At 63.2% G+C, this 18,672-nt stretch carries 20 protein-coding genes; 9 read left to right on the forward strand and 11 right to left on the reverse strand.

Annotation, left to right across the window (positions count from 1 at the left end):
- Positions 1–8: 8 nt before the first annotated feature.
- Complete coding sequence (locus PTE31013_RS05195; protein ID WP_150611770.1) at positions 9–230, reverse strand: hypothetical protein; 222 nt, start codon at positions 228–230, stop codon at positions 9–11.
- Positions 231–644: 414 nt separating this feature from the next.
- On the opposite strand from PTE31013_RS05195, the gene PTE31013_RS24720 reads away from it, so the two are divergent.
- Positions 645–797 (forward strand): hypothetical protein, encoded by a 153-nt coding sequence (locus PTE31013_RS24720; RefSeq protein ID WP_174978437.1) that lies wholly within the window; start codon positions 645–647, stop codon positions 795–797.
- Positions 798–901: 104 nt separating this feature from the next.
- On the opposite strand, the gene PTE31013_RS05205 is transcribed toward PTE31013_RS24720, so the two are convergent.
- Positions 902–2,110, reverse strand: a complete 1,209-nt coding sequence (locus tag PTE31013_RS05205) for a Rossmann-fold NAD(P)-binding domain-containing protein (protein WP_246173904.1) — start codon at positions 2,108–2,110, stop codon at positions 902–904.
- A 15-nt stretch (positions 2,111–2,125) separates the two neighbouring features.
- On the opposite strand from PTE31013_RS05205, the gene PTE31013_RS05210 reads away from it, so the two are divergent.
- The 4 genes from PTE31013_RS05210 to PTE31013_RS05225 all read left to right on the forward strand — a co-directional run bounded on the left by PTE31013_RS05210 (position 2,126) and on the right by PTE31013_RS05225 (position 5,761).
- Positions 2,126–3,160 carry a CDP-6-deoxy-delta-3,4-glucoseen reductase gene (locus tag PTE31013_RS05210; protein ID WP_150611771.1) on the forward strand — a complete coding sequence of 345 codons (1,035 nt, stop codon included), beginning with the start codon at positions 2,126–2,128 and terminating at the stop codon, positions 3,158–3,160.
- Positions 3,161–3,444: 284 nt separating this feature from the next.
- Positions 3,445–4,704, forward strand: coding sequence for an acetylornithine transaminase (locus PTE31013_RS05215; RefSeq protein ID WP_150611772.1), 1,260 nt, complete (start codon positions 3,445–3,447; stop codon positions 4,702–4,704).
- 83 nt (positions 4,705–4,787) lie between these two features.
- Positions 4,788–5,285: a GNAT family N-acetyltransferase gene (locus PTE31013_RS05220; RefSeq protein WP_150611773.1), complete on the forward strand. Its 498-nt coding sequence runs from the start codon at positions 4,788–4,790 to the stop codon at positions 5,283–5,285.
- Positions 5,282–5,761: a GNAT family acetyltransferase gene (locus PTE31013_RS05225; RefSeq protein WP_150611774.1), complete on the forward strand. Its 480-nt coding sequence runs from the start codon at positions 5,282–5,284 to the stop codon at positions 5,759–5,761. Before PTE31013_RS05220 ends, PTE31013_RS05225 begins: the two co-directional genes overlap by 4 nt.
- A 157-nt stretch (positions 5,762–5,918) precedes the next feature.
- Here the strand turns inward: PTE31013_RS05225 and PTE31013_RS05230 are convergent, their stop codons facing one another.
- From PTE31013_RS05230 to PTE31013_RS05260, 7 genes are all read right to left on the reverse strand, one after another.
- Positions 5,919–6,632, reverse strand: coding sequence for an ABC transporter ATP-binding protein (locus tag PTE31013_RS05230; protein ID WP_425495538.1), 714 nt, complete (start codon positions 6,630–6,632; stop codon positions 5,919–5,921).
- A complete protein-coding gene (locus tag PTE31013_RS05235; protein WP_150611776.1) occupies positions 6,632–7,405 on the reverse strand; it encodes an ABC transporter ATP-binding protein in 774 nt (257 codons plus the stop codon). Before PTE31013_RS05235 ends, PTE31013_RS05230 begins: the two co-directional genes overlap by 1 nt.
- A gap of 21 nt (positions 7,406–7,426) precedes the next feature.
- A complete protein-coding gene (locus tag PTE31013_RS05240) occupies positions 7,427–8,563 on the reverse strand; it encodes an ABC transporter permease subunit (protein ID WP_174978438.1) in 1,137 nt (378 codons plus the stop codon).
- Between the two features lie 18 nt (positions 8,564–8,581).
- The gene (locus PTE31013_RS05245; RefSeq protein ID WP_150611777.1) at positions 8,582–9,532 is read right to left on the reverse strand and encodes a branched-chain amino acid ABC transporter permease; all 951 of its coding nucleotides are present in this window, start codon (positions 9,530–9,532) and stop codon (positions 8,582–8,584) included.
- A 212-nt stretch (positions 9,533–9,744) separates the two neighbouring features.
- Positions 9,745–10,953, reverse strand: coding sequence for a branched-chain amino acid ABC transporter substrate-binding protein (locus tag PTE31013_RS05250; RefSeq protein ID WP_150611778.1), 1,209 nt, complete (start codon positions 10,951–10,953; stop codon positions 9,745–9,747).
- 717 nt (positions 10,954–11,670) lie between these two features.
- The gene (gene ispH / locus PTE31013_RS05255; protein ID WP_150611779.1) at positions 11,671–12,645 is read right to left on the reverse strand and encodes a 4-hydroxy-3-methylbut-2-enyl diphosphate reductase; all 975 of its coding nucleotides are present in this window, start codon (positions 12,643–12,645) and stop codon (positions 11,671–11,673) included.
- Positions 12,646–12,653: 8 nt separating this feature from the next.
- Positions 12,654–13,109, reverse strand: coding sequence for an FKBP-type peptidyl-prolyl cis-trans isomerase (locus tag PTE31013_RS05260; protein ID WP_150611780.1), 456 nt, complete (start codon positions 13,107–13,109; stop codon positions 12,654–12,656).
- Between the two features lie 160 nt (positions 13,110–13,269).
- On the opposite strand from PTE31013_RS05260, the gene radC reads away from it, so the two are divergent.
- The 4 genes from radC (at position 13,270) to nadB (ending at position 16,432) form a co-directional block, all read left to right on the forward strand.
- Positions 13,270–13,944, forward strand: coding sequence for a RadC family protein (gene radC / locus PTE31013_RS05265; RefSeq protein ID WP_150611781.1), 675 nt, complete (start codon positions 13,270–13,272; stop codon positions 13,942–13,944).
- A 223-nt stretch (positions 13,945–14,167) separates the two neighbouring features.
- The gene (rpmB, locus tag PTE31013_RS05270; RefSeq protein WP_150587582.1) at positions 14,168–14,401 is read left to right on the forward strand and encodes a 50S ribosomal protein L28; all 234 of its coding nucleotides are present in this window, start codon (positions 14,168–14,170) and stop codon (positions 14,399–14,401) included.
- A 16-nt stretch (positions 14,402–14,417) separates the two neighbouring features.
- Positions 14,418–14,585, forward strand: a complete 168-nt coding sequence (rpmG, locus tag PTE31013_RS05275; protein WP_017232785.1) for a 50S ribosomal protein L33 — start codon at positions 14,418–14,420, stop codon at positions 14,583–14,585.
- A 242-nt stretch (positions 14,586–14,827) separates the two neighbouring features.
- Complete coding sequence (gene nadB / locus PTE31013_RS05280) at positions 14,828–16,432, forward strand: L-aspartate oxidase (RefSeq protein ID WP_150611782.1); 1,605 nt, start codon at positions 14,828–14,830, stop codon at positions 16,430–16,432.
- A gap of 114 nt (positions 16,433–16,546) precedes the next feature.
- On the opposite strand, the gene nadC is transcribed toward nadB, so the two are convergent.
- Together nadC and nadA are read right to left on the reverse strand one after the other, a co-directional pair.
- Positions 16,547–17,452, reverse strand: coding sequence for a carboxylating nicotinate-nucleotide diphosphorylase (nadC, locus tag PTE31013_RS05285; RefSeq protein ID WP_150611783.1), 906 nt, complete (start codon positions 17,450–17,452; stop codon positions 16,547–16,549).
- Positions 17,449–18,582, reverse strand: coding sequence for a quinolinate synthase NadA (nadA, locus tag PTE31013_RS05290; RefSeq protein WP_150611784.1), 1,134 nt, complete (start codon positions 18,580–18,582; stop codon positions 17,449–17,451). The genes nadC and nadA overlap by 4 nt, the downstream gene beginning before the upstream one ends.
- Between the last annotated feature and the right edge of the window lie 90 nt (positions 18,583–18,672).

The following is an 18,672-nucleotide window of genomic DNA, read 5'->3' on the forward strand; positions in this document are numbered from 1 at the left end:
TCGGTAATTTAAGGTTGTCGCCGTGCGCTCGCGCGCGGCGACAGTGTCACGGCACTGTCTTGCGTCACAGCGGGCGGTGTCGGCGTACTGGACAGTGCGCGCAGCGCATTCGTGAATCGCTCCGGCGTCGACGACGCGCGGCGCGTGCCGAGCGTCGCGGCAGGTCCCTGCCCCGGCAAACGCCAGGCGCGATGTAGCGCCGACCCCGGCGCGCCAATGCCTGTAGACATGATGTGTGCTCCCTTGGTGTCGACATACACCGCAGTGTGCGCGTCCGTCCAGGCTGGTGTTGACCGAAGCATCTTATAGAATGGCGTCCAATCCTTATTTCAGAAAGCATTGGAAAGGTTCGTCGACATCCAGGACCGCCATGGCGACGAGGCGAGCCGACAATAATCCAGAATTTCGCAGACGTTAGGCGATATAGACCGCAATTATATTCGCGTTGTCGCACGCACATCCTTACTGCGGTGTTTTCGCGTGACCCGGGAGGGGGACGGCAGACAAACAGGGGCCGCGCAATCTTCACACTGTGCAGTCGTGCCGCGCGCACGTGGGTGACGCGTGTCGTCCTGATCGCCGCCGCCCACCGCACCCCGGGCGCCCCGTCTGGCGCGCTCCCAGGGCCGGCGGCAGGCACCGGCGTGGCAGCAACGCGACACAACTTCGATCGCGATCCGTTTCTCCACATTTCCGCGGCCATTGTCGACTGCCCTGCGCCAGCCGAACCCGCCACGACCGAATCGGACCGACTGGCCGATGCGTATCGCCACATCGCGCTCGCGCTTCGTCATTGAATGCTTCGATTCCGCGATCCGCTTGTTGACGGCACTGACGCCCCCCCCCGGTCAGGCTCGTGCTCCCCCCATCTCCGAAAGGAACCAGAGCGCCTCTCGATGAGCTACACGCTGTCGGGCTTGTTAGGCAGCGCGGCGACACCCATCGTCACGACCGCACCACTTTCCGCAACCGGTAAGGGACCATCGGTCGAGTGTTTCATGGTGGGGTCGGCGGTCAAGTCGGCGACGGCGTTGTGGTTGCGCAAGGACAGCGTGGCGAGCAGTGCCGCCACGTCGGGATACCGCAATCGATAGCCTAGTTCGCGCTTGAGTCGCGTGTTGGCGAGCCGGCGAGACTCCGACATGAACGACAACAGCGTCGGCTCCAGCACGCGCCGAGCTTCATCCCGCGAAATACGCGGCGGCCGGGGCAGCGCCAGGGCGTCGGCCACATGATCGAAATACTCGCCCATGCGCCACTCAGTGTCGTCGCTCGCGTGCACGATCCGCTGCGGCTTGCCGCGCCACATCGCACGCACCAGGATCGCGGCGAGATCGTCGGCATGAATATGGTTGGTGAAGACGTCGTCGGACGCCTGCAACGCCGGCGTGCCTTTGCGCAGACGCAAGACCGGAAGACGATCCGCCGCGTAAATCCCCGGAATGCGCACGAGCGTTGTTCGCCACGGCACGCGCGCATGCTCGGTGAAACGCCAGGCGGCGCGCGCGGCGCTCATCGACGCCGCGTGGGCGCGCGCCGGGCCGGCGGCCAGCACACGATGCACGCGATGGGCGTGCGTCGATGGCCTGCCGAGCGTGCGCACCGTGCGCTCCGCGTCCACACGACGCTGGCCGCGCGGCGAACGCGGCCGCGGTGCGCGGGTTTCGTCCACATAGGCGCCGCCGCAGTCGCCATAGACGCCGCTCGTGCTCGCATATACGAGAATGCGACGCGGCGCTTGAGGCAGCCACGACAAGGCACGCCGCCCTCCCTCGGGTACAATGATGGGCTTCGGCGGCCGGGCAAGTGCCGCGCGCAAACGACGGGTACGCCGGTCCTGGGTGCCGCTGCCGGCGACCCCGGCAGGCGGCGCCAGGTGCAGCACTCGCGGCGCCAGACGGCCGATGCGATGCAGGCTTGCCGCGTCGTCCAGGTTGGCGACAACGGGCACGGCCCCCGTCGCGCGCAATGCCGCATGACGCGCATCGCTCGACGTGACGGCAAAGACGCGAAAGCGTTTGACGAGGGCCGGCAGCGCACGCATGCCGACGTCGCCGCAGCCCACTACCAGCAGGCGCGGACGACCGAAGCGTTTTGACGAATTATTCATTTCTCGGATTGTAGTATGGCTTACAACGTTACCCTCGTGCCGAGCGGGCGCGAGTTCCAGGTCGAAGACGGCGAGGCCGTGCTCAGCGCAGCGCTGCGCCAGGGCGTCGGCCTGCCTTACGGCTGCAAGAACGGCGGTTGCGGTTCCTGCAAGGCCAAGCTGGTCGAGGGGAGCGTCGAGCACGGCGCGCATTCCAGCTCCGCACTCTCGAAAGACGACGAGACGCGCGGTTTCGCACTGCTTTGCTGCGCCCACGCCAAGGGCGACCTCGTCATCGAATCCCGCGAAGTCAAAGGCATTGGCGACATCCCGGTCAAACGCCTGCCGTGCCGCGTGAACGCGTTGGAGCGCCGTGCCGACGACGTCATCATCATGCGCCTGCAATTGCCCGCCAACGAACGTTTCCAGTATCTCGCCGGACAGTACATCGAGTTCATCCTGAAAGACGGCAAGCGTCGCAGCTACTCGATGGCGACCGCGCCGCACGAAGAGGGCTCCCTCGAGCTTCACTTGCGTCACATGCCCGGCGGCGTGTTCACCGACCATGTGTTCCATCAGATGAAGGAACGCGAAATCCTGCGATTCGAAGGACCGCTGGGCACATTCTTCCTGCGTGAAGACACCGACAAGCCGATCGTGCTGCTCGCGTCGGGCACGGGTTTCGCGCCGATCAAGGCCATCGTCGAGCATGCTGCGCACAAGGAACTCGAACGGCCCATGACGCTGTACTGGGGTGCACGACAGTTGAAGGACATCTACCTGCGCGAACTGGCCGAGCAGTGGGCACGCGAGATTCCCGGCTTCACGTTCGTGCCGGTGCTCTCCGAAGCCGCGCCCGAAGACCAGTGGCAAGGCCGCACCGGGTTCGTCCATCGCGCCGTGGTGGAGGACCTGCCTGACCTGTCGAACTACGAGGTCTACGCCTGCGGGGCCCCCGTGATGGTGGAATCGGCACGCCGCGACTTTATCGCGCATCACCACCTGCCCGAAGCGGCATTCTTCGCCGATGCGTTCACCACCGAGGCCGACAACCCGGGCGGCGGTCAGTGAACCGAGCCGATCGAACGATGCCGCCGCGAGGCCACGCGGCGCGCGCGCCACAGTGCGGCCGTACCCTTTGACAAGCGCCGCGTCGCCGACTTATGCTTGCCGACATGAACCTGATTGCCATCGCCTCGATCCGACGTCGCCGTACGCTGCCCCAACCGGGATGCCGCGCGGCACGCTATCGACTGCGATAACTCACAAGTTCTCAAGCAAAGCGAAGCCACGGGCAACCCCCGTGGCTTTTTTTATGCTTCCGTCTCGCCCACCCTTGTCCTTCGGAGACCGTCATGTCGCTTGCCAACCCGTCCGCCCCCCCTGCACCCACTGCGCCCAAGGCGGCCCGCCACGCCAGGTTCACGGAATTTCCGACCCAGGCGTTGCTGCCCATCACGTCGCGCCCGGAGATCGTCTTCACGCGCGGCAAGGGCGGCTGGCTGTATGACCACGAAGGCAAGCGATATCTCGACTTCATCCAGGGCTGGGCCGTCAACAGCCTCGGCCATTGCCATCCGGTGATGCGCGACGCGCTCGCGACGCAAAGCGGCTTGTTGCTCAATCCGAGCCCCGCGTACTACAACGTGCCGATGATCGAGTTGGCCGACCTGCTCGCCACGCGCTCGGGGCTCGGCAAGGTCTTCTTCGCGAACAGCGGCGCCGAGGCGAACGAGAGCGCGATCAAGCTTGCACGCAAGTGGGGGCAACTGCATCCGAATCCGTCGGGCGGCGCGCGCTTCGAGATCATCACGTTCAAGGACGCCTTCCATGGCCGCACGCTCGCCACCATGTCGGCGAGCGGCAAGCCCGGCTGGGACACGATCTTTGCCCCGCAGGTGCCGGGCTTCCCGAAGGCCGAACTGAACAATCTCGCCTCCGTCGAAGCCCTCATCGGTCCCGACACCGTCGCCGTGATGCTCGAACCGATTCAAGGCGAAGCCGGTGTCGTGCCGGCCACCGACACATTTCTGAAGGAACTGCGCGTTCTCACGAAATCGCGCGGACTCCTGCTGATCGTGGATGAAGTGCAAACCGGCTGCGGACGTACCGGCACCCTCTTCGCGCATCAGCAGGCCGGCATCGTGCCCGACATCATGACGCTCGGCAAAGGCATTGGCGGCGGCGTGCCGCTCGCGGCGATGCTCTGCGACGACGCATTCGCCGTCTTCCAGCCGGGCGACCAGGGCGGCACGTACAACGGCAATCCGCTCATGTGCGCCGTCGGCCTCGCGGTCATGCGCACCGTCAGTGCACCGGGCTTCCTCGAATTCGTGCGCGCGCAGGCCGACTACCTGAGCGCCGGATTGCAACACCTGTCATCGCGCTACGGTGGCGAGGGCGAGCGCGGCGCCGGCCTGCTGCGTGCATTGCGGCTCGGTCGCGACATCGGCCCGCAACTGGTGGACGCCGCACGTGAGATGGCGCCCGACGGGCTGCTGCTCAACTCGGCGCGTCCGAACCTGCTGCGCTTCATGCCCGCCCTGAACGTGAGCCGCGACGAGATCGACCAGATGCTGTCGATGCTCGACACGCTGCTTGCCCGACACGCTTAACGCATCGGTTCGATGCGCGCTGCGGCATGCCCGGAACCACTCGGGCAGCGTGGCGCGCCCCTATCGCACAGGAGACACGCGCAATGCACGATCTGAGTCACGGACATCCAATACCGCCCGCCGATGCCATCGTCGACATCTCGTCCGATCCGGCACGGCTCGACATCGGCTTCATCCATCATGCGCTCTCGACGCAAACGTATTGGGCGAAGGACATCCCGCGCGTCACGCTGATGCGCGCCATCGCCCACTCGCTGTGCTTCGGTGCCTATGCCACACAAGTCGAAGGGGGCGCTGCGCGTCAGGTCGGCTTCGCCCGCGTGATTACCGATCGCGCAACGTTCGCGTATCTGGCCGACGTCTTCGTCGATCCGTCAATGCGCGGGTTCGGTATCGGCAAGCGCCTTTGCGAGAACGTGCTCGCGCATCCCGCCTTGCAAGGGCTGCGACGCTTCCTGCTCGCCACCACCGACGCGGCGGGCCTTTACGCCCGTTATGGGTTCGAACCGCTCGACCCCGTGAACAAGATGATGCAGATCCACCGGCCCGACATCTACACCGGGCGACAGGACGCACCATGATCGCCACGTCCGACAACGTTCGCATCCGCTGTTTCGACGACGCGGATACCGACGCCGTGCTCGCGCTCTGGTGCGAAGCATTTCCCGAATACCTCGCGGCCGACAAACCGCATCGTGAGCCACGCCGTTCGATCGCCAACAAGGTCGCGCTGCGTGACGGGTTGTTCTTCGTTGCCGCGTGCGACCGTCAAATCGTGGGCACGGTCATGGCCGGGTATGACGGTCATCGTGGCTGGGTCTATTCCCTGGCGGTGGCGCGGGCGCTGCGACGTCGCGGCGTGGCGAGCGCCCTGCTGCGCCACGCCGAGTGCGTGCTGGCCGAGCGAGGCTGTCTCAAGCTCAATCTGCAAGTACTCACGCAGTCGCGCGAAGCACTGGCGTTCTACACCGCGCACGGCTATGCCACCGACGATGTCGTAAGCCTCGGCAAACGGCTGCCGCTCGCACAGGGGACGACACTGGCGACACCGCTGTAGCCCGGCCACCCGGCCAGACGGCGATGCGCGGAACGCCCGTGGCAAGAATAGCGCTCGGCGCGAAACGACGGAAAACACGAAGGGCGCCGGAGTTGCCTGCGGCGCCCTTCGCGACCCTTCGCACTTCGTCCGGCTTGCGCCGGACGCTCATGCCCGTTTATTCCCCGAGATACGCGGCGCGCACCTTCGGATCGTCGAGCATGTCTTTCGCGTTACCGGTCATGGTGACCAGACCGCTGTCCATCACGTAGCCTCGGTGCGCGGCTTGCAGCGCCAGACGCGCGTTCTGCTCCACGAGCAGCACCGTCACCCCCTCGCCCGACACCGTGCGCACCACCTCGAAGATCTTCTCGACCATGATCGGCGAGAGCCCCATCGACGGCTCGTCGAGCAGCAGCAGCTTGGGCTGACTCATGAGCGCGCGCGCCATGGCGAGCATCTGCTGCTCACCGCCCGAGAGCGTGCCCGCGAGTTGGTCACGACGCTCCTGCAAACGCGGGAAGATGCCGAACATCTTGTCGACGTCCCGCTTGATCCCCGCGGTGTCGTTGCGGAGATAGGCGCCCATCTGCATGTTCTCGAGAATGGTCATGCGCGTGAAAATGCCCCGCCCTTCCGGCACCATCGCGAGCCCCTTCTTGAGCAGATCGAACGCCTTCACGCCACGAATCGACTTGCCCAGATACTCGATGTCGCCATCGGCCCACGGCAGCAGACCGGTGATCGCCTTCATCGTGGTCGTCTTGCCCGCCCCGTTCGCGCCGATAAGCGTGACCAGTTCGCCCGGCTCGATGCTCAAGTCGATTCCCTTGACTGCCTTGATCCCGCCGTAAGCGACTTTCAGGCCCTTGATCGTCAACATTGCGCTCATCAATGGCCTCCCGAACCCAGATACGCTTCAATCACCGCCGGATTTTTTTGCACATCCTGCGGCAAACCCTCGGCAATCACCTTGCCGTAATCCAGCACCGTCATGCGGTTGCACAAGCCCATCACCAGCTTCACGTCGTGCTCGATGAGCAGGATCGTCCTGCCGTCGCTACGGATCTTGTCGAGCAAGCCACGCAACTCGACCTTCTCGGTTGCATTCATGCCGGCGGCCGGCTCGTCGAGCGCGAGCAGCTTGGGATCGGTCGCCAACGCACGCGCGATCTCCAGACGGCGCTGGTGGCCGTACGAGAGGTTCGCCGCCGTGTAGTTGGCATACTTCGCCACGCCCACGTACTCGAGCAGTTCCATCGCGCGATCGCGAATGGCGCGCTCCTCGGCCCTCGCGCGCGGGTAACGAACGATCGCGCCGATCACGCCCATCTTGGTTCGCACGTGGCGGCCGACCATCACGTTCTCGACCACGGTCATGCCGCCGAACAGGCGAATGTTCTGGAACGTGCGGGCAATCCCCGCCTTCGCCACTTCGTGCACGGCGGTCGGCTTGTAGGTCGAGCCGTCGAGCCTGAACTCGCCCGAGTCCGGCGTATAGAGGCCGGTGATCACATTGAAGAACGTGGTCTTGCCAGCACCGTTCGGGCCGATCAGCCCATAGATTTGCCCCGGCTTGATCTCCAGGCCCACATCGGTGAGGGCCTGCAGACCGCCGAAGCGCTTGTTCACGCCCTTGACGGACAGAAGAATTTGTTCGCTCATAGTCAGGTCATCTCCCTCAACTTACAGTGTCCGCTCTTCTGGACGCGGCGACGGCCACAGGCCGGCCGGACGGTACAGCATGATCAGGATCATGGCCAGACCGTACAGCAATTGCCGGATCACTTCGGGATCGACGATGACGCTGCCAAACAGGCTCGTCTGCAACGGGCCCATGGTCGAGCGCAGGATTTCCGGGAAGGCCGAGAGCAGGATACCGCCCAGGATCACGCCCGGAATGTGGCCCATGCCGCCGAGCACCACCATCGAGAGCACAATGATCGACTCCCAGAAGGTGAACGACTCGGGCGAGACGAAGCCCTGGAACGCCGAGAACATGCCGCCGGCCACACCGCCGAACGACGCGCCCATGGCAAACGCGAGCAACTTGATGTTGCGCGTATTGATACCCATCGCCTTGGCGGCGATTTCATCTTCACGGATGGCCACCCAGGCACGTCCGATGCGCGAGTGCTGCAACCGCACGCAGATGAACGCAATGAGCAACGCCAGGAACACGAACAGGTAGTAGTACATGTACACCGAGTTGACCTGGATCCCGAAGATGTTGTGCGCCTTCGAGAAATCGAAGCCAGCAAACGATGCGGGCTCGATGCCGGTGATCCCCTTCGGGCCATTGGTGATGTTCACCGGCCGGTCCAGGTTGTTCATGAAGATGCGGATGATCTCACCGAATCCCAACGTCACGATGGCCAGGTAGTCGCCACGCAGACGCAGCGTCGGCGCACCGAGCAGGATGCCGAAGGTGGCGGCGACCGCTGCCCCGATCGGAATCGTGAACCACACCGGCACATGCAGCCCACCAGGGAACAGATGCGCGATCCACGCAAAATGGAGCGTGAGGTGAGGCGAACTGAGGAAGGCAGTGACGTACGCGCCCACGGCATAGAACGCGATGTAGCCCAGGTCGAGCAGGCCGGCGAAGCCCACCACGATGTTCAGGCCCAGCGCGAGCATGATGTACAGCAGCGCGAAGTCGAGCACGCGCACCCAGTAGTTGCCGCCGGCGTAGCCGACGAGTACCGGCGCGACAATCGCCGCGATGAGGAAGAACGCGAGGCCGCGATAGGCTTTGCGGGCGGCTGCCGCCTCGGTGAGGGGCGTCGCTGCGCCGGCGGAGGTTTGCACGGGTTGATTCATGATGTCGTTTCTCCCCGCTTATGCACGATCCGCCACGCGCTCGCCGAGCAAACCGCTCGGACGGAACACGAGCACCGCGATCAGGACCACGAAAGCGAACACGTCCTGATAGTTACTGCCGAACACACCGCCGGTCAGATCCCCGATATACCCAGCGCCAAGCGCCTCGATCAGGCCGAGCAGCACACCGCCGACCATCGCGCCCTGCAGGTTGCCAATACCGCCGAGCACCGCCGCCGTGAACGCTTTCATCCCGGGAATGAAGCCCATGTAGAAGTGCACGTTACCGTAGTTCGACGCCATCATCACGCCCGCGAGCGCTGCGAGTCCACCGCCCAGCGCGAACGTTGCGGAGATCACGAAGTTGGGGTTCACCCCCATGAGGCCCGCGACGTTGCGATTTTCCGCGGTCGCCCGCATGGCGCGGCCGAGCTTGGTACGGTTCACGAGCTGCGTGAGTCCGAACATCACGAGGAAGGCAACGACCACGATCACGACACCGGTGCCGTTGGTCACGGCGCCGATCTGGTTACCGTGCTGCGGGATCACGGTCATGGCGTCGGTAGGCAGCAGTTGCGGGAACGAGAGGGGGTTACGCGACCAGATCAGCATGGCGATCGTCTGCAGGAGCAGCGACACACCGATGGCGGTGATCAGCGGCGCCAGGCGCGGCGCATTGCGCAACGGCCGGTAGGCCACCCGCTCGATCACGAAGTTGGTCAAGGCACACACGGGCATACACACGAGCGTGGCAATGGCCAGCATGAGCGCCGGGTTCATGTCCGGCGCGATTTTCAACAACAGGTTGATGGTGGAGAGCGCGACCATCGCGCCGATCATCATCACATCGGCGTGGGCGAAATTGATGATGCCCAGAATGCCATAAACCATCGTATAGCCCAGTGCAATGATCGCGTAGACGCTGCCAAGCACGAGGCCGTTCAAGATTTGTTGGATAAAGATATCCATGAAGCTAACTCCTTGTCCCGAGAACGGGCTCTCGACACGCTTGCCCGATCGGGCGCGCGAGGGGGTCGAGAGGACTGCGGGTAATGAGGCGTAATCCTGTGTCAGGAGGGGGGGCCGTGCCCGTCATGCAGGCACGGCGTCGTTCCGCAGATATAGGAACGGCACCGAACGGGTAGGCAGCGGTGCCGTTTCATGGCGCAAGCGCCCTAGAGTTACATCTTCACCACGTCAAGCACGCTCTTCTTCTTGTCCTTGTAGTTGTAGAGCGTGATCACCGGCTCCTTCATGTCGCCCTTGCTGTCGAAGGCGATGTGGCCAATCACGCCCTTGTAGTCGGTGGCCGGCATGGCCGCCAAAATCTTGGCCGGATCGGTCGAGTTGGCACGCTTCATGGCGTCGATGATCACGTTGACGGCGTCATACGTGAACGGGGCGTAGATCTGGATCGGCTGGTTGAAACGGGCTTCATAACGCTTCGCGAAGTCCGCGCCGCCTTCCATCTTCGACAGCGCCATGCCCGCTTCCGAGCAGACGATGTTGTCGATGGCGTCACCGGCCAGTTCGGCCACCTTGTCGGTACACACGCCGTCGCCGGCCAGCACCTTGGCACCGATGCCCAGCTCCTTCGACTGCTTGGCGAACGGGCCGCCGGTGGCATCCATACCGCCGTACATAATGATGTCCGGACGCTCACCCTTGATCTTCGTCAGAATCGCGCGGAAGTCCGTGGCCTTGTCGTTGGTCGCGTCGTGCGAGAGCACCTTCAGGCCGTTGGCCTTGGCGGTCTTCTCGAACTCGTCGGCCAAGCCCTTGCCGTAGGCCGTCGCGTCGTCGACGATGGCCACCGACTTGGCGCCCAATGCCTTGGTGGCGTAGTTGGCCAGTGCCGGGCCCTGCTGGGCGTCGGTGGCCACCACGCGATAGGCCGTCTTGAAGCCCTGCTGGGTGTACGCCGGGTTGGTGGCCGACGGGGAGATCTGCACGATGCCGGCATCGCTGTAGATCTTCGACGCCGGGATCGTCGTACCCGAATTCAAGTGGCCCACCACGGCAACGACCTTCTCGTCGACGAGCTTCTGGGCGACCTGCGTTGCGGTCTTCGGATCGGCCGCGTCATCTTCGGCCAGCAGTTCGAGCTTGACCGGCTTGCCGTCGATGGTCAGACCCGCCTTGTTGGCTTCCTCGATAGCGAGGCGTGCACCATTTTCGTTATCTTTGCCCAAGTGAGCAATTTGGCCCGTCAGCGGCGCAACGTGACCAATTTTGACTACAACCGCATCGCCGCCCCCGCTGGCGGCAGTCGTCGCGGCGGGTGCAGAAGTGGCACCCGAATCGGCCTGCTTTTCTTCCTTCTGACCGCATGCCGCCAACAGCGTCACTGCGGCAACAACGGGCAGTACCTTCGCGAACTTGAGTTGCATGTGATTATCTCCAGATTGTCGGCGGATAAATAACGCCAGTAACGCCAATTCAACGTTTCGTATGCGAAACGCGCGCATTGTAACTCCATTCTTTGCGGATGCGATGCTCGCCGCCACAGGGTTTTCCATAATGGAGGCCTAAGGTTTTATACCGACTTGTGCAACCCGATTTTTTCAAAAGCGCAACCCTGGATTGGTTAAAGGTTTCACATACCCGTGCGTACCTGCCCGGGTGACGTCATGGTGCAACCGCTGCACCATTCATGGGCCCCACCATTGCAATACCTAGATGAGCAATTTATGTGCCACAAAATTTTGAACCCAAACTCTAATTAAGTGAATAAATAAATAATTGACTTTCGGAAAGCCAAATCCTCATTTTCACGCCAATTCAACATTCACTGAATTGCAAATTGAGGCAAGGGGTTTTATCTACCGAGACATCAAAAATGACAAAATCCGCCGCGCGGATTCTTTGCATAATCCGATTCGATAATGCGCCAATACCGCACAGCCAATCCGTGACGCGACCGGCGATTCAGCGAGTGACGCCGAACTTACGTCAGGGGGGACCGACGTGCACCGACTTGGGGGACAGGCTTGGGGAGAGGAAGGGGAAACGAGGCATAAAAAAACCGGGGCCGTACGGTACGGCACCCGGTTTGCCGGCCACGCGGCGTTACCGCTGGCCGATCGGTCCTGCTGCGATGATGGCGCTTAGCCGGCGATCACCGGCGCAAGGCCCTTGGGAAGGGGAAACGCAATATTCTCCTCCACGCCGTCGAGCACCTTGACCTGGTTGACGCCCAGCTCACGCAGACGCGAGACGATCGATTGCGCCAGCACTTCCGGGGCCGACGCCCCCGCCGTCACGCCGATCCGGCGCTTGCCGTCGAACCATTCCGGCTTGAGTTGCTCCGGCGCGTCGATCATGTAGGCGGGCACGCCCATCTTCTCGGCCACTTCGCGCAGGCGATTGGAGTTGGAACTGTTCGGGCTGCCGACCACCACCACCACGTCGCACTGCGGCGCCATGAACTTCACGGCATCCTGGCGATTCTGCGTGGCGTAACAGATGTCCTGCTTCTTCGGCTCGGTAATCGATGGAAAGCGCTGCTTGAGCGCGTTGATCACCTCGGCGGCATCGTCGACGGACAGTGTCGTTTGCGTCACGTAGGCGAGCTTGCCCTCGTCTGCCACCTGTAGTGCCAGCACGTCGTCGATCGTCTCGACAAGGAACATGCCCTCGCCCGACTGGCCCATCGTGCCTTCCACTTCAGGATGTCCCTTGTGGCCGATCATGATGATCTCCAGCCCCTGGCTACGCATCTTCGCAACCTCGACGTGCACCTTCGTGACGAGCGGGCAGGTCGCGTCGAAAACGCGCAGACCCCGCGCCTCCGCTTCGGCGCGCACGGCCTGCGACACACCGTGGGCGCTGAAAATCAGCGTGTTGCCGGCTGGCACGTCGGTCAGCGCTTCGACGAAAATCGCGCCCTTCTTGCGCAGGTTGTCGACGACGTACGCGTTGTGCACGATCTCATGGCGCACGTAAATCGGCGCGCCATACATCGCGAGCGCGCGCTCGACAATCTCGATTGCACGGTCGACGCCCGCGCAAAAACCGCGCGGTTGAGCCAGTAGGATTTCCGCATCCGACAGGGTCGGTGCTACGACTTGGGTGGCGCTCATTTCGATTCCTACAGAATGCCGATAATCTGGACTTCGAACACGATCGGCTGGCCGGCCAGCGGGTGATTGAAGTCGAACAAGGCCCAGCCGTCGCCCAACTCACGCAGGATGCCCGCGTAGCGGCCGCCGCTCGGCGCGTTGAACTCGACCAGATCGCCAACGCTGTAGGCTTCGCCGAAGTTACTGTTTTCCTGCAGCGTCTTCATCGAAACGCGTTGCAGCAGCTCCGGGTTGCGCGGGCCGAACGCGTTTTCGGGCGCCAGGTCGATCCGGCGTCGCTCCCCCACCGTCATTCCCCGCAGCGCCTGTTCCAGCGTCGGCGCCATCTGGCCGCCACCCAGCTGCAGCGTCGCCGGCGTACCTTCAAAGGTGTTGACAATGTCCGCACCGTCGGGCGCGGCGATCCGGTAGTGGAGCGTCAGATAGGAATCATCTTGAACCACAGGGGTTACGGCAGAACTCATGGGGGTCTCACAGCAAGGTCAAGCTAATATTGTAAATGACGGCGCGTTGCGCGTCCGGCTCCCCATCGAAGCGCCCTCGATTTTTTCCCGTCGACGGTACTGTTTGTGATTCGTGACACCCGCGATCATGCGCGCGACCGTGTCCGCCTCTGGAGTCGTCATGTCCATCGCCCAATGGCCGCTCGCCGAGCGTCCCCGTGAAAAAATGCTGGCCCGCGGCGCCAGCGCCCTGTCCGATGCCGAGTTGCTCGCGATCCTGCTGCGTACGGGCTCGCACGGGCGAAATGCCGTCGATCTCGGTCGCGAATTGCTGGCGCGAAGCGGATCGCTCACGCGGCTGCTTGCCACGCCGTTCGAGACGTTGCGGCAAATTCCCGGGCTGGGTCAGGCCAAGGTCCTCCAATTTCAGGCGGCCCTCGAAGTGGCGCGCCGCATGCTGGGTGAAGGCATGCAGTCCGGCAATCTGCTCGATTCCCCGGCCCGCGTGCACGACTATCTGCGCCTCACGTTGCAGGATCGATCGCGCGAGCGCTTCGCCTGCCTCTTTCTTGACGCCGCGCACCGGTTGATCAGCACCCGTGTCATGTTCGAGGGAACGCTCACGCAGACCTGCGCCTATCCGCGCGAGATCGTGCGCGCCGCGCTCGACGTCCACGCCGCGGCCGTCATCGTTGCGCACAACCATCCGTCCGGCACGCCCACCCCGAGCGCGGCCGATCTGGCACTCACCCGCCAGTTGGGCGACGCGCTGGCACTGCTGGAAATCCGGCTTCTCGACCATTTCATCGTGGCCGGGGCCGGCGTTTACTCCCTCGCGGAGCACGGCGATCTGTGACGCTGTACAACACTTGCCCAGAATTTTGGCACCCGGGTCGCGTTCGCGCTGCGCTTGCGCTATAATCCGACCCTTCCCCGAATCTCCGACAGACGTTTCCCGCCAGGGACTCGCGTCCTAAATCTCGAAAGCGATTGATTTGTCTGGGATTTTTGTGGTATCATCGCGGTCTGTCTTTTCGACTCACCTTTTTTTACACAGAATTCTGGGTTAGGAGTGCTTCATGGCACGCGTATGTCAAGTGACCGGGAAAGCGCCGATGGTCGGCAACAACGTTTCCCACGCCAACAACAAAACCAAGCGTCGTTTTCTTCCGAACTTGCAAAATCGCCGGTTCTGGGTTGAGAGCGAAAACCGCTTTGTGCGCCTGCGCATTTCGAAGGCCGGCCTGCGCCTGATCGATAAGAACGGCATTGATGCTGTTCTGGCGGACCTGCGTTCGCGCAGCGCCATCTAAGTTTTAGGAGATCATCATGGCAAAAGGCGCTCGCGACAAGATTAAGCTGGAATCGACCGCTGGCACGGGTCATTTCTACACGACCACCAAGAACAAGCGTACCCATCCGGAAAAGATGGAAATCAGCAAGTTCGATCCGGTGGCTCGTAAGCACGTGGCCTACAAGGAAACCAAGATCAAATAAGATCAACAGGTTTTCTCGCAGCGGTTCGCTGCTGCGTTCGATACCCCGCCCCAGGCGGGGTTTTTCATTTGGGCGTCCCGAAATTCGCAATGCTACGCTATGCGTAGTTACGCAACACAGAATTTCTCCGATGTGCGCATAGGGTCATATGTCGCGCGCGTATTGACTCGCTATACTGGCTCATTTCCCATCACGAGAATCGCACCACGCCCGTGGCGTCGATTCCAGAGAGCGCGCGTATCATGAATTTCGATGTCGTCATCGTCGGCAGTGGGCTCGCCGGCCAGTCCGTCGCCCTGCATCTGGCCCAAACCTGCCGTGTGGCGCTGGTCGCCAAACGCCCCATGCCCGAAGGGGCCAGCGACTGGGCGCAAGGCGGTATCGCCGCCGTGCTCGACTCGACCGACAGCGTCGACGAGCATGTCGCGGACACCCTCATTGCCGGCGCCGACCTGTGCGACGAAGCCGCCACGCGATTCATCGTCGAACACAGCCGCGAAGCCATCGAATGGCTCATCGCGCAAGGCGTGCCTTTCACCCGCGACGACGCCGCCGAACTAGGCTTCCACCTGACGCGCGAAGGCGGCCACAGTCATCGTCGCATCATTCATGCGGCCGACGCTACCGGGCACGCGGTGATCGCCACGCTCACCGAGCGAGTGCGCAAGCATCCGAACATCACCGTCTTAGAAAACCACTTCGCAGTCGATCTGATCACCTCCGACCGCGACGACGCGGCACCGACGGCCGGGCGTCATTGCCAAGGCCTGTACGTGCAGGATCTCGGCACCGGCGAGGTTCACGCCATGACGGCGCGCCACACGGTGCTGGCCACCGGCGGTGCGGGAAAGGTGTATCTCTACACGACCAACCCCGACACCGCGACTGGCGACGGCATCGCGATGGCCTGGCGTGCCGGTTGCCGCATCGCGAACATGGAGTTCATCCAGTTCCACCCGACCTGCCTTTATCATCCGTACGCCAAGTCCTTCCTGATCACGGAAGCCGTGCGTGGTGAAGGCGGACGCCTGGTGTTGCCGGACGGCACGCGCTTCATGCTGCAACACGACCCGCGCGCCGAACTGGCGCCGCGCGACATCGTGGCCCGAGCCATCGACTTCGAGATGAAAAAGCACGGCCTGGACTGCGTGTACCTCGACATCAGTCATCAAAGTCCCGAATTTCTGCAAGAGCACTTCCCCACGATCCTGGCACGCTGCGCCGAGCTGGGCATCGACATCACGAAGCAACCGATTCCGGTGGTGCCGGCTGCGCACTATACGTGCGGCGGCATCGTCACCGACATGCGCGGCCGCACGGACCTGCCAGGACTCTATGCCGTCGGCGAAGCGACCTACACCGGCCTGCATGGTGCCAACCGTCTCGCCAGCAATTCGTTGCTGGAATGCCTGGTGCTCGGCAAGGCCACTGCCGAAGATATCCAGCGAGAAGAAGCGACGACGCCCGCGCCAGCAGATGTCCCCGCGTGGGATGAAAGCCGTGTCTCGGATGCCGACGAAGAAGTCGTCGTCGCGCATAACTGGGACGAACTGCGTCGCATGATGTGGAATTACGTCGGCATTGTGCGTACGACCAAACGGCTGGAGCGGGCGCAGCATCGAATTGCCCTGCTGCGCGAGGAGATTACCGAGTACTACGCGAACTTCCGTGTGAGCCGCGATCTGCTGGAATTACGCAACCTGGTCGACGTCGCGTCGCTGATCGTCGACAGTGCCCTGTCGCGCCACGAAAGTCGCGGTCTGCACTTCTCGCGAGACTTCCCGGACACCCTGCCGAAAGCCCTCCCGACAGTGCTTTCCCCTGCATTACCGCGCCGCACTCGCTGATCGGCGACCGATCCGCTCACACCGCGCGCACGGCTGCACCGGCGAAAGCAAGAAGGCCGCAGGGGGTTACCCCTGCGGCCTTCGATCTTCCGGCCTGACGAGCGCGAACGGCGCCTACCCCACCGTCTCCAGAATTCGCATCGAATAATCGGTGGCGCGGACATCCTTGGTAAGTCCACCGACGGAAATCCGATCGACGCCTGTCTCCGCAATCGCGCGCAACGTTTCCAGACTGATCCCGCCCGAGGCCTCCAGCACGGCGCGCCCGTCCGTCACGCGAGCCGCTTCACGCATCATTTCCAACGTGAAGTTATCAAGCAGGATCGAAGTCGCACCGCACTCCAGCGCCGTTTCAAGCTCTTCGAGCGACTCCACCTCGATCTGCACCGGCGCGCCGTCTGCCAGGCGGTCGGCGTTCGCCAACACCTGGCGAATGCCGCCCGCCGCCGCGATGTGGTTCTCCTTGATGAGGATGCCGTCGTAGAGCGCCAGACGCTGATTCGCCCCGCCGCCCACGCGCACCGCGAATTTCTGTGCGAGACGCAGGCCAGGCAACGTCTTGCGCGTATCCAGTACCCTCGCCTTCGTGCCCTCAACGATATCGGCATAACGACGCACGGCTGTCGCCACGCCAGAAAGCAACTGGAGGAAGTTCATTGACGTTCGCTCGCCCGTGAGCAGCGCGCGCGCCGGGCCATGAATGTCGCATACGGCCGAGTCGGGCGTCATGCGCTCACCTTCACGGTAGTGCCACTGAATGCGCACCGACGCATCAACGCCTTGCATGCATCGCTCGAACCAGCGCACGCCACACAGCACCGCCGACTCGCGCACGATGACGCGCGCGTGCGCCATTTCCTCGGACGGCACGAGCAGGCCGGTCAAATCGCCGGCGCCGATGTCTTCGGCGAGCGCATCGCGTACGTTGCGCGTGAGCGCCGCCTCGAGCGGTTCGCCGAAGATGGCGAAGACGGGCGAAACGGCCTCGTCGGCACTCAGGATCCTGGATGACGTCATCATGCGGGGCCCACTCCGGCAAACAATGCGCCGTCACGCGCAAAATCACCGCTGGCGCGAACGTTCTGCTTGCGCGCCTCGGCGAACTTCAGCATCCGGTCGATACAGGTATGGGCGCGACGGCCGATCTGCGCATCGACGTGAATCTCGTTGTGCCCGGTTGCCAGCACGTCGGCCAGGTTCTGCAGACTGTTCATCGCCATCCACGGGCAGTGCGCGCAGCTCTTGCACGTGGCGCTGTTGCCGGCTGTCGGCGCTTCGATGAAACGCTTGCCCGGCGCCGCGGCGCGCATCTTGTGCAAAATGCCGTTGTCGGTCGCCACGATGAATTCGGTCGCATCCATCGTCTGGGCGGCCGTGATCATCTGCGACGTCGAACCGACCACGTCGGCCTGCTCGACCACCGAGGCAGGCGACTCCGGATGTACCAGCACCTTGGCGTTCGGAAACTCACGACGCAGCAATTCCAGCTCGGTGCCCTTGAATTCGTCGTGCACCAGACAGGCGCCTTGCCACAGCAGCATGTCGGCCCCCGTCTGCTTCTGGACATAACTGCCCAGGTGGCGATCCGGCGCCCAGAGAATCTTCTTCCCCTGCGCGTGCAGATGCGCGACGATTTCCAACCCGATCGACGACGTCACCATCCAGTCGGCCCGCGCCTTCACGGCAGCACTGGTATTCGCGTAGACCACGACCGTACGGTCGGGGTGCGCATCGCAGAAGGCGGCGAATTCGTCGGCGGGGCAGCCCAGATCGAGCGAGCAGGTCGCGTCGAGGTCTGGCATCAAAACGCGTTTTTCGGGACTGAGAATCTTCGATGTCTCGCCCATGAAGCGAACGCCGGCCACCACCAGCGTCTTGGCCGGATGGTCGCGGCCGAAGCGCGCCATCTCGAGCGAATCAGCCACGCAACCGCCCGTCTCCTCGGCAAGATCCTGCAAGTCGGCGTCGACGTAGTAATGGGCCACCAACACGGCGTCCTGCTCAACGAGCAGGCGCTTGATTCGGGCCTTGAGCGCCGCGCGTTCTGCTTGCGACGGCGCCTCCGGGACACGTGCCCACGCATGGGCAACGCACGTGGCGCCGCTCGGTGCGGGGCGCTCGAATGCTACGGATTTGATTGAGGCGTTCATTTTCACGTGGCCCGCGGGGGGGACCGGGAATGACAAAACCCCGCCTTGGCGGGGTTTTGATTATGCGTCAAAAATGGATTTCTGGCTGAG

It is taken from the genome of Pandoraea terrigena (assembly GCF_902459705.1).
In the GTDB taxonomy this organism is placed as follows: domain Bacteria; phylum Pseudomonadota; class Gammaproteobacteria; order Burkholderiales; family Burkholderiaceae; genus Pandoraea; species Pandoraea terrigena.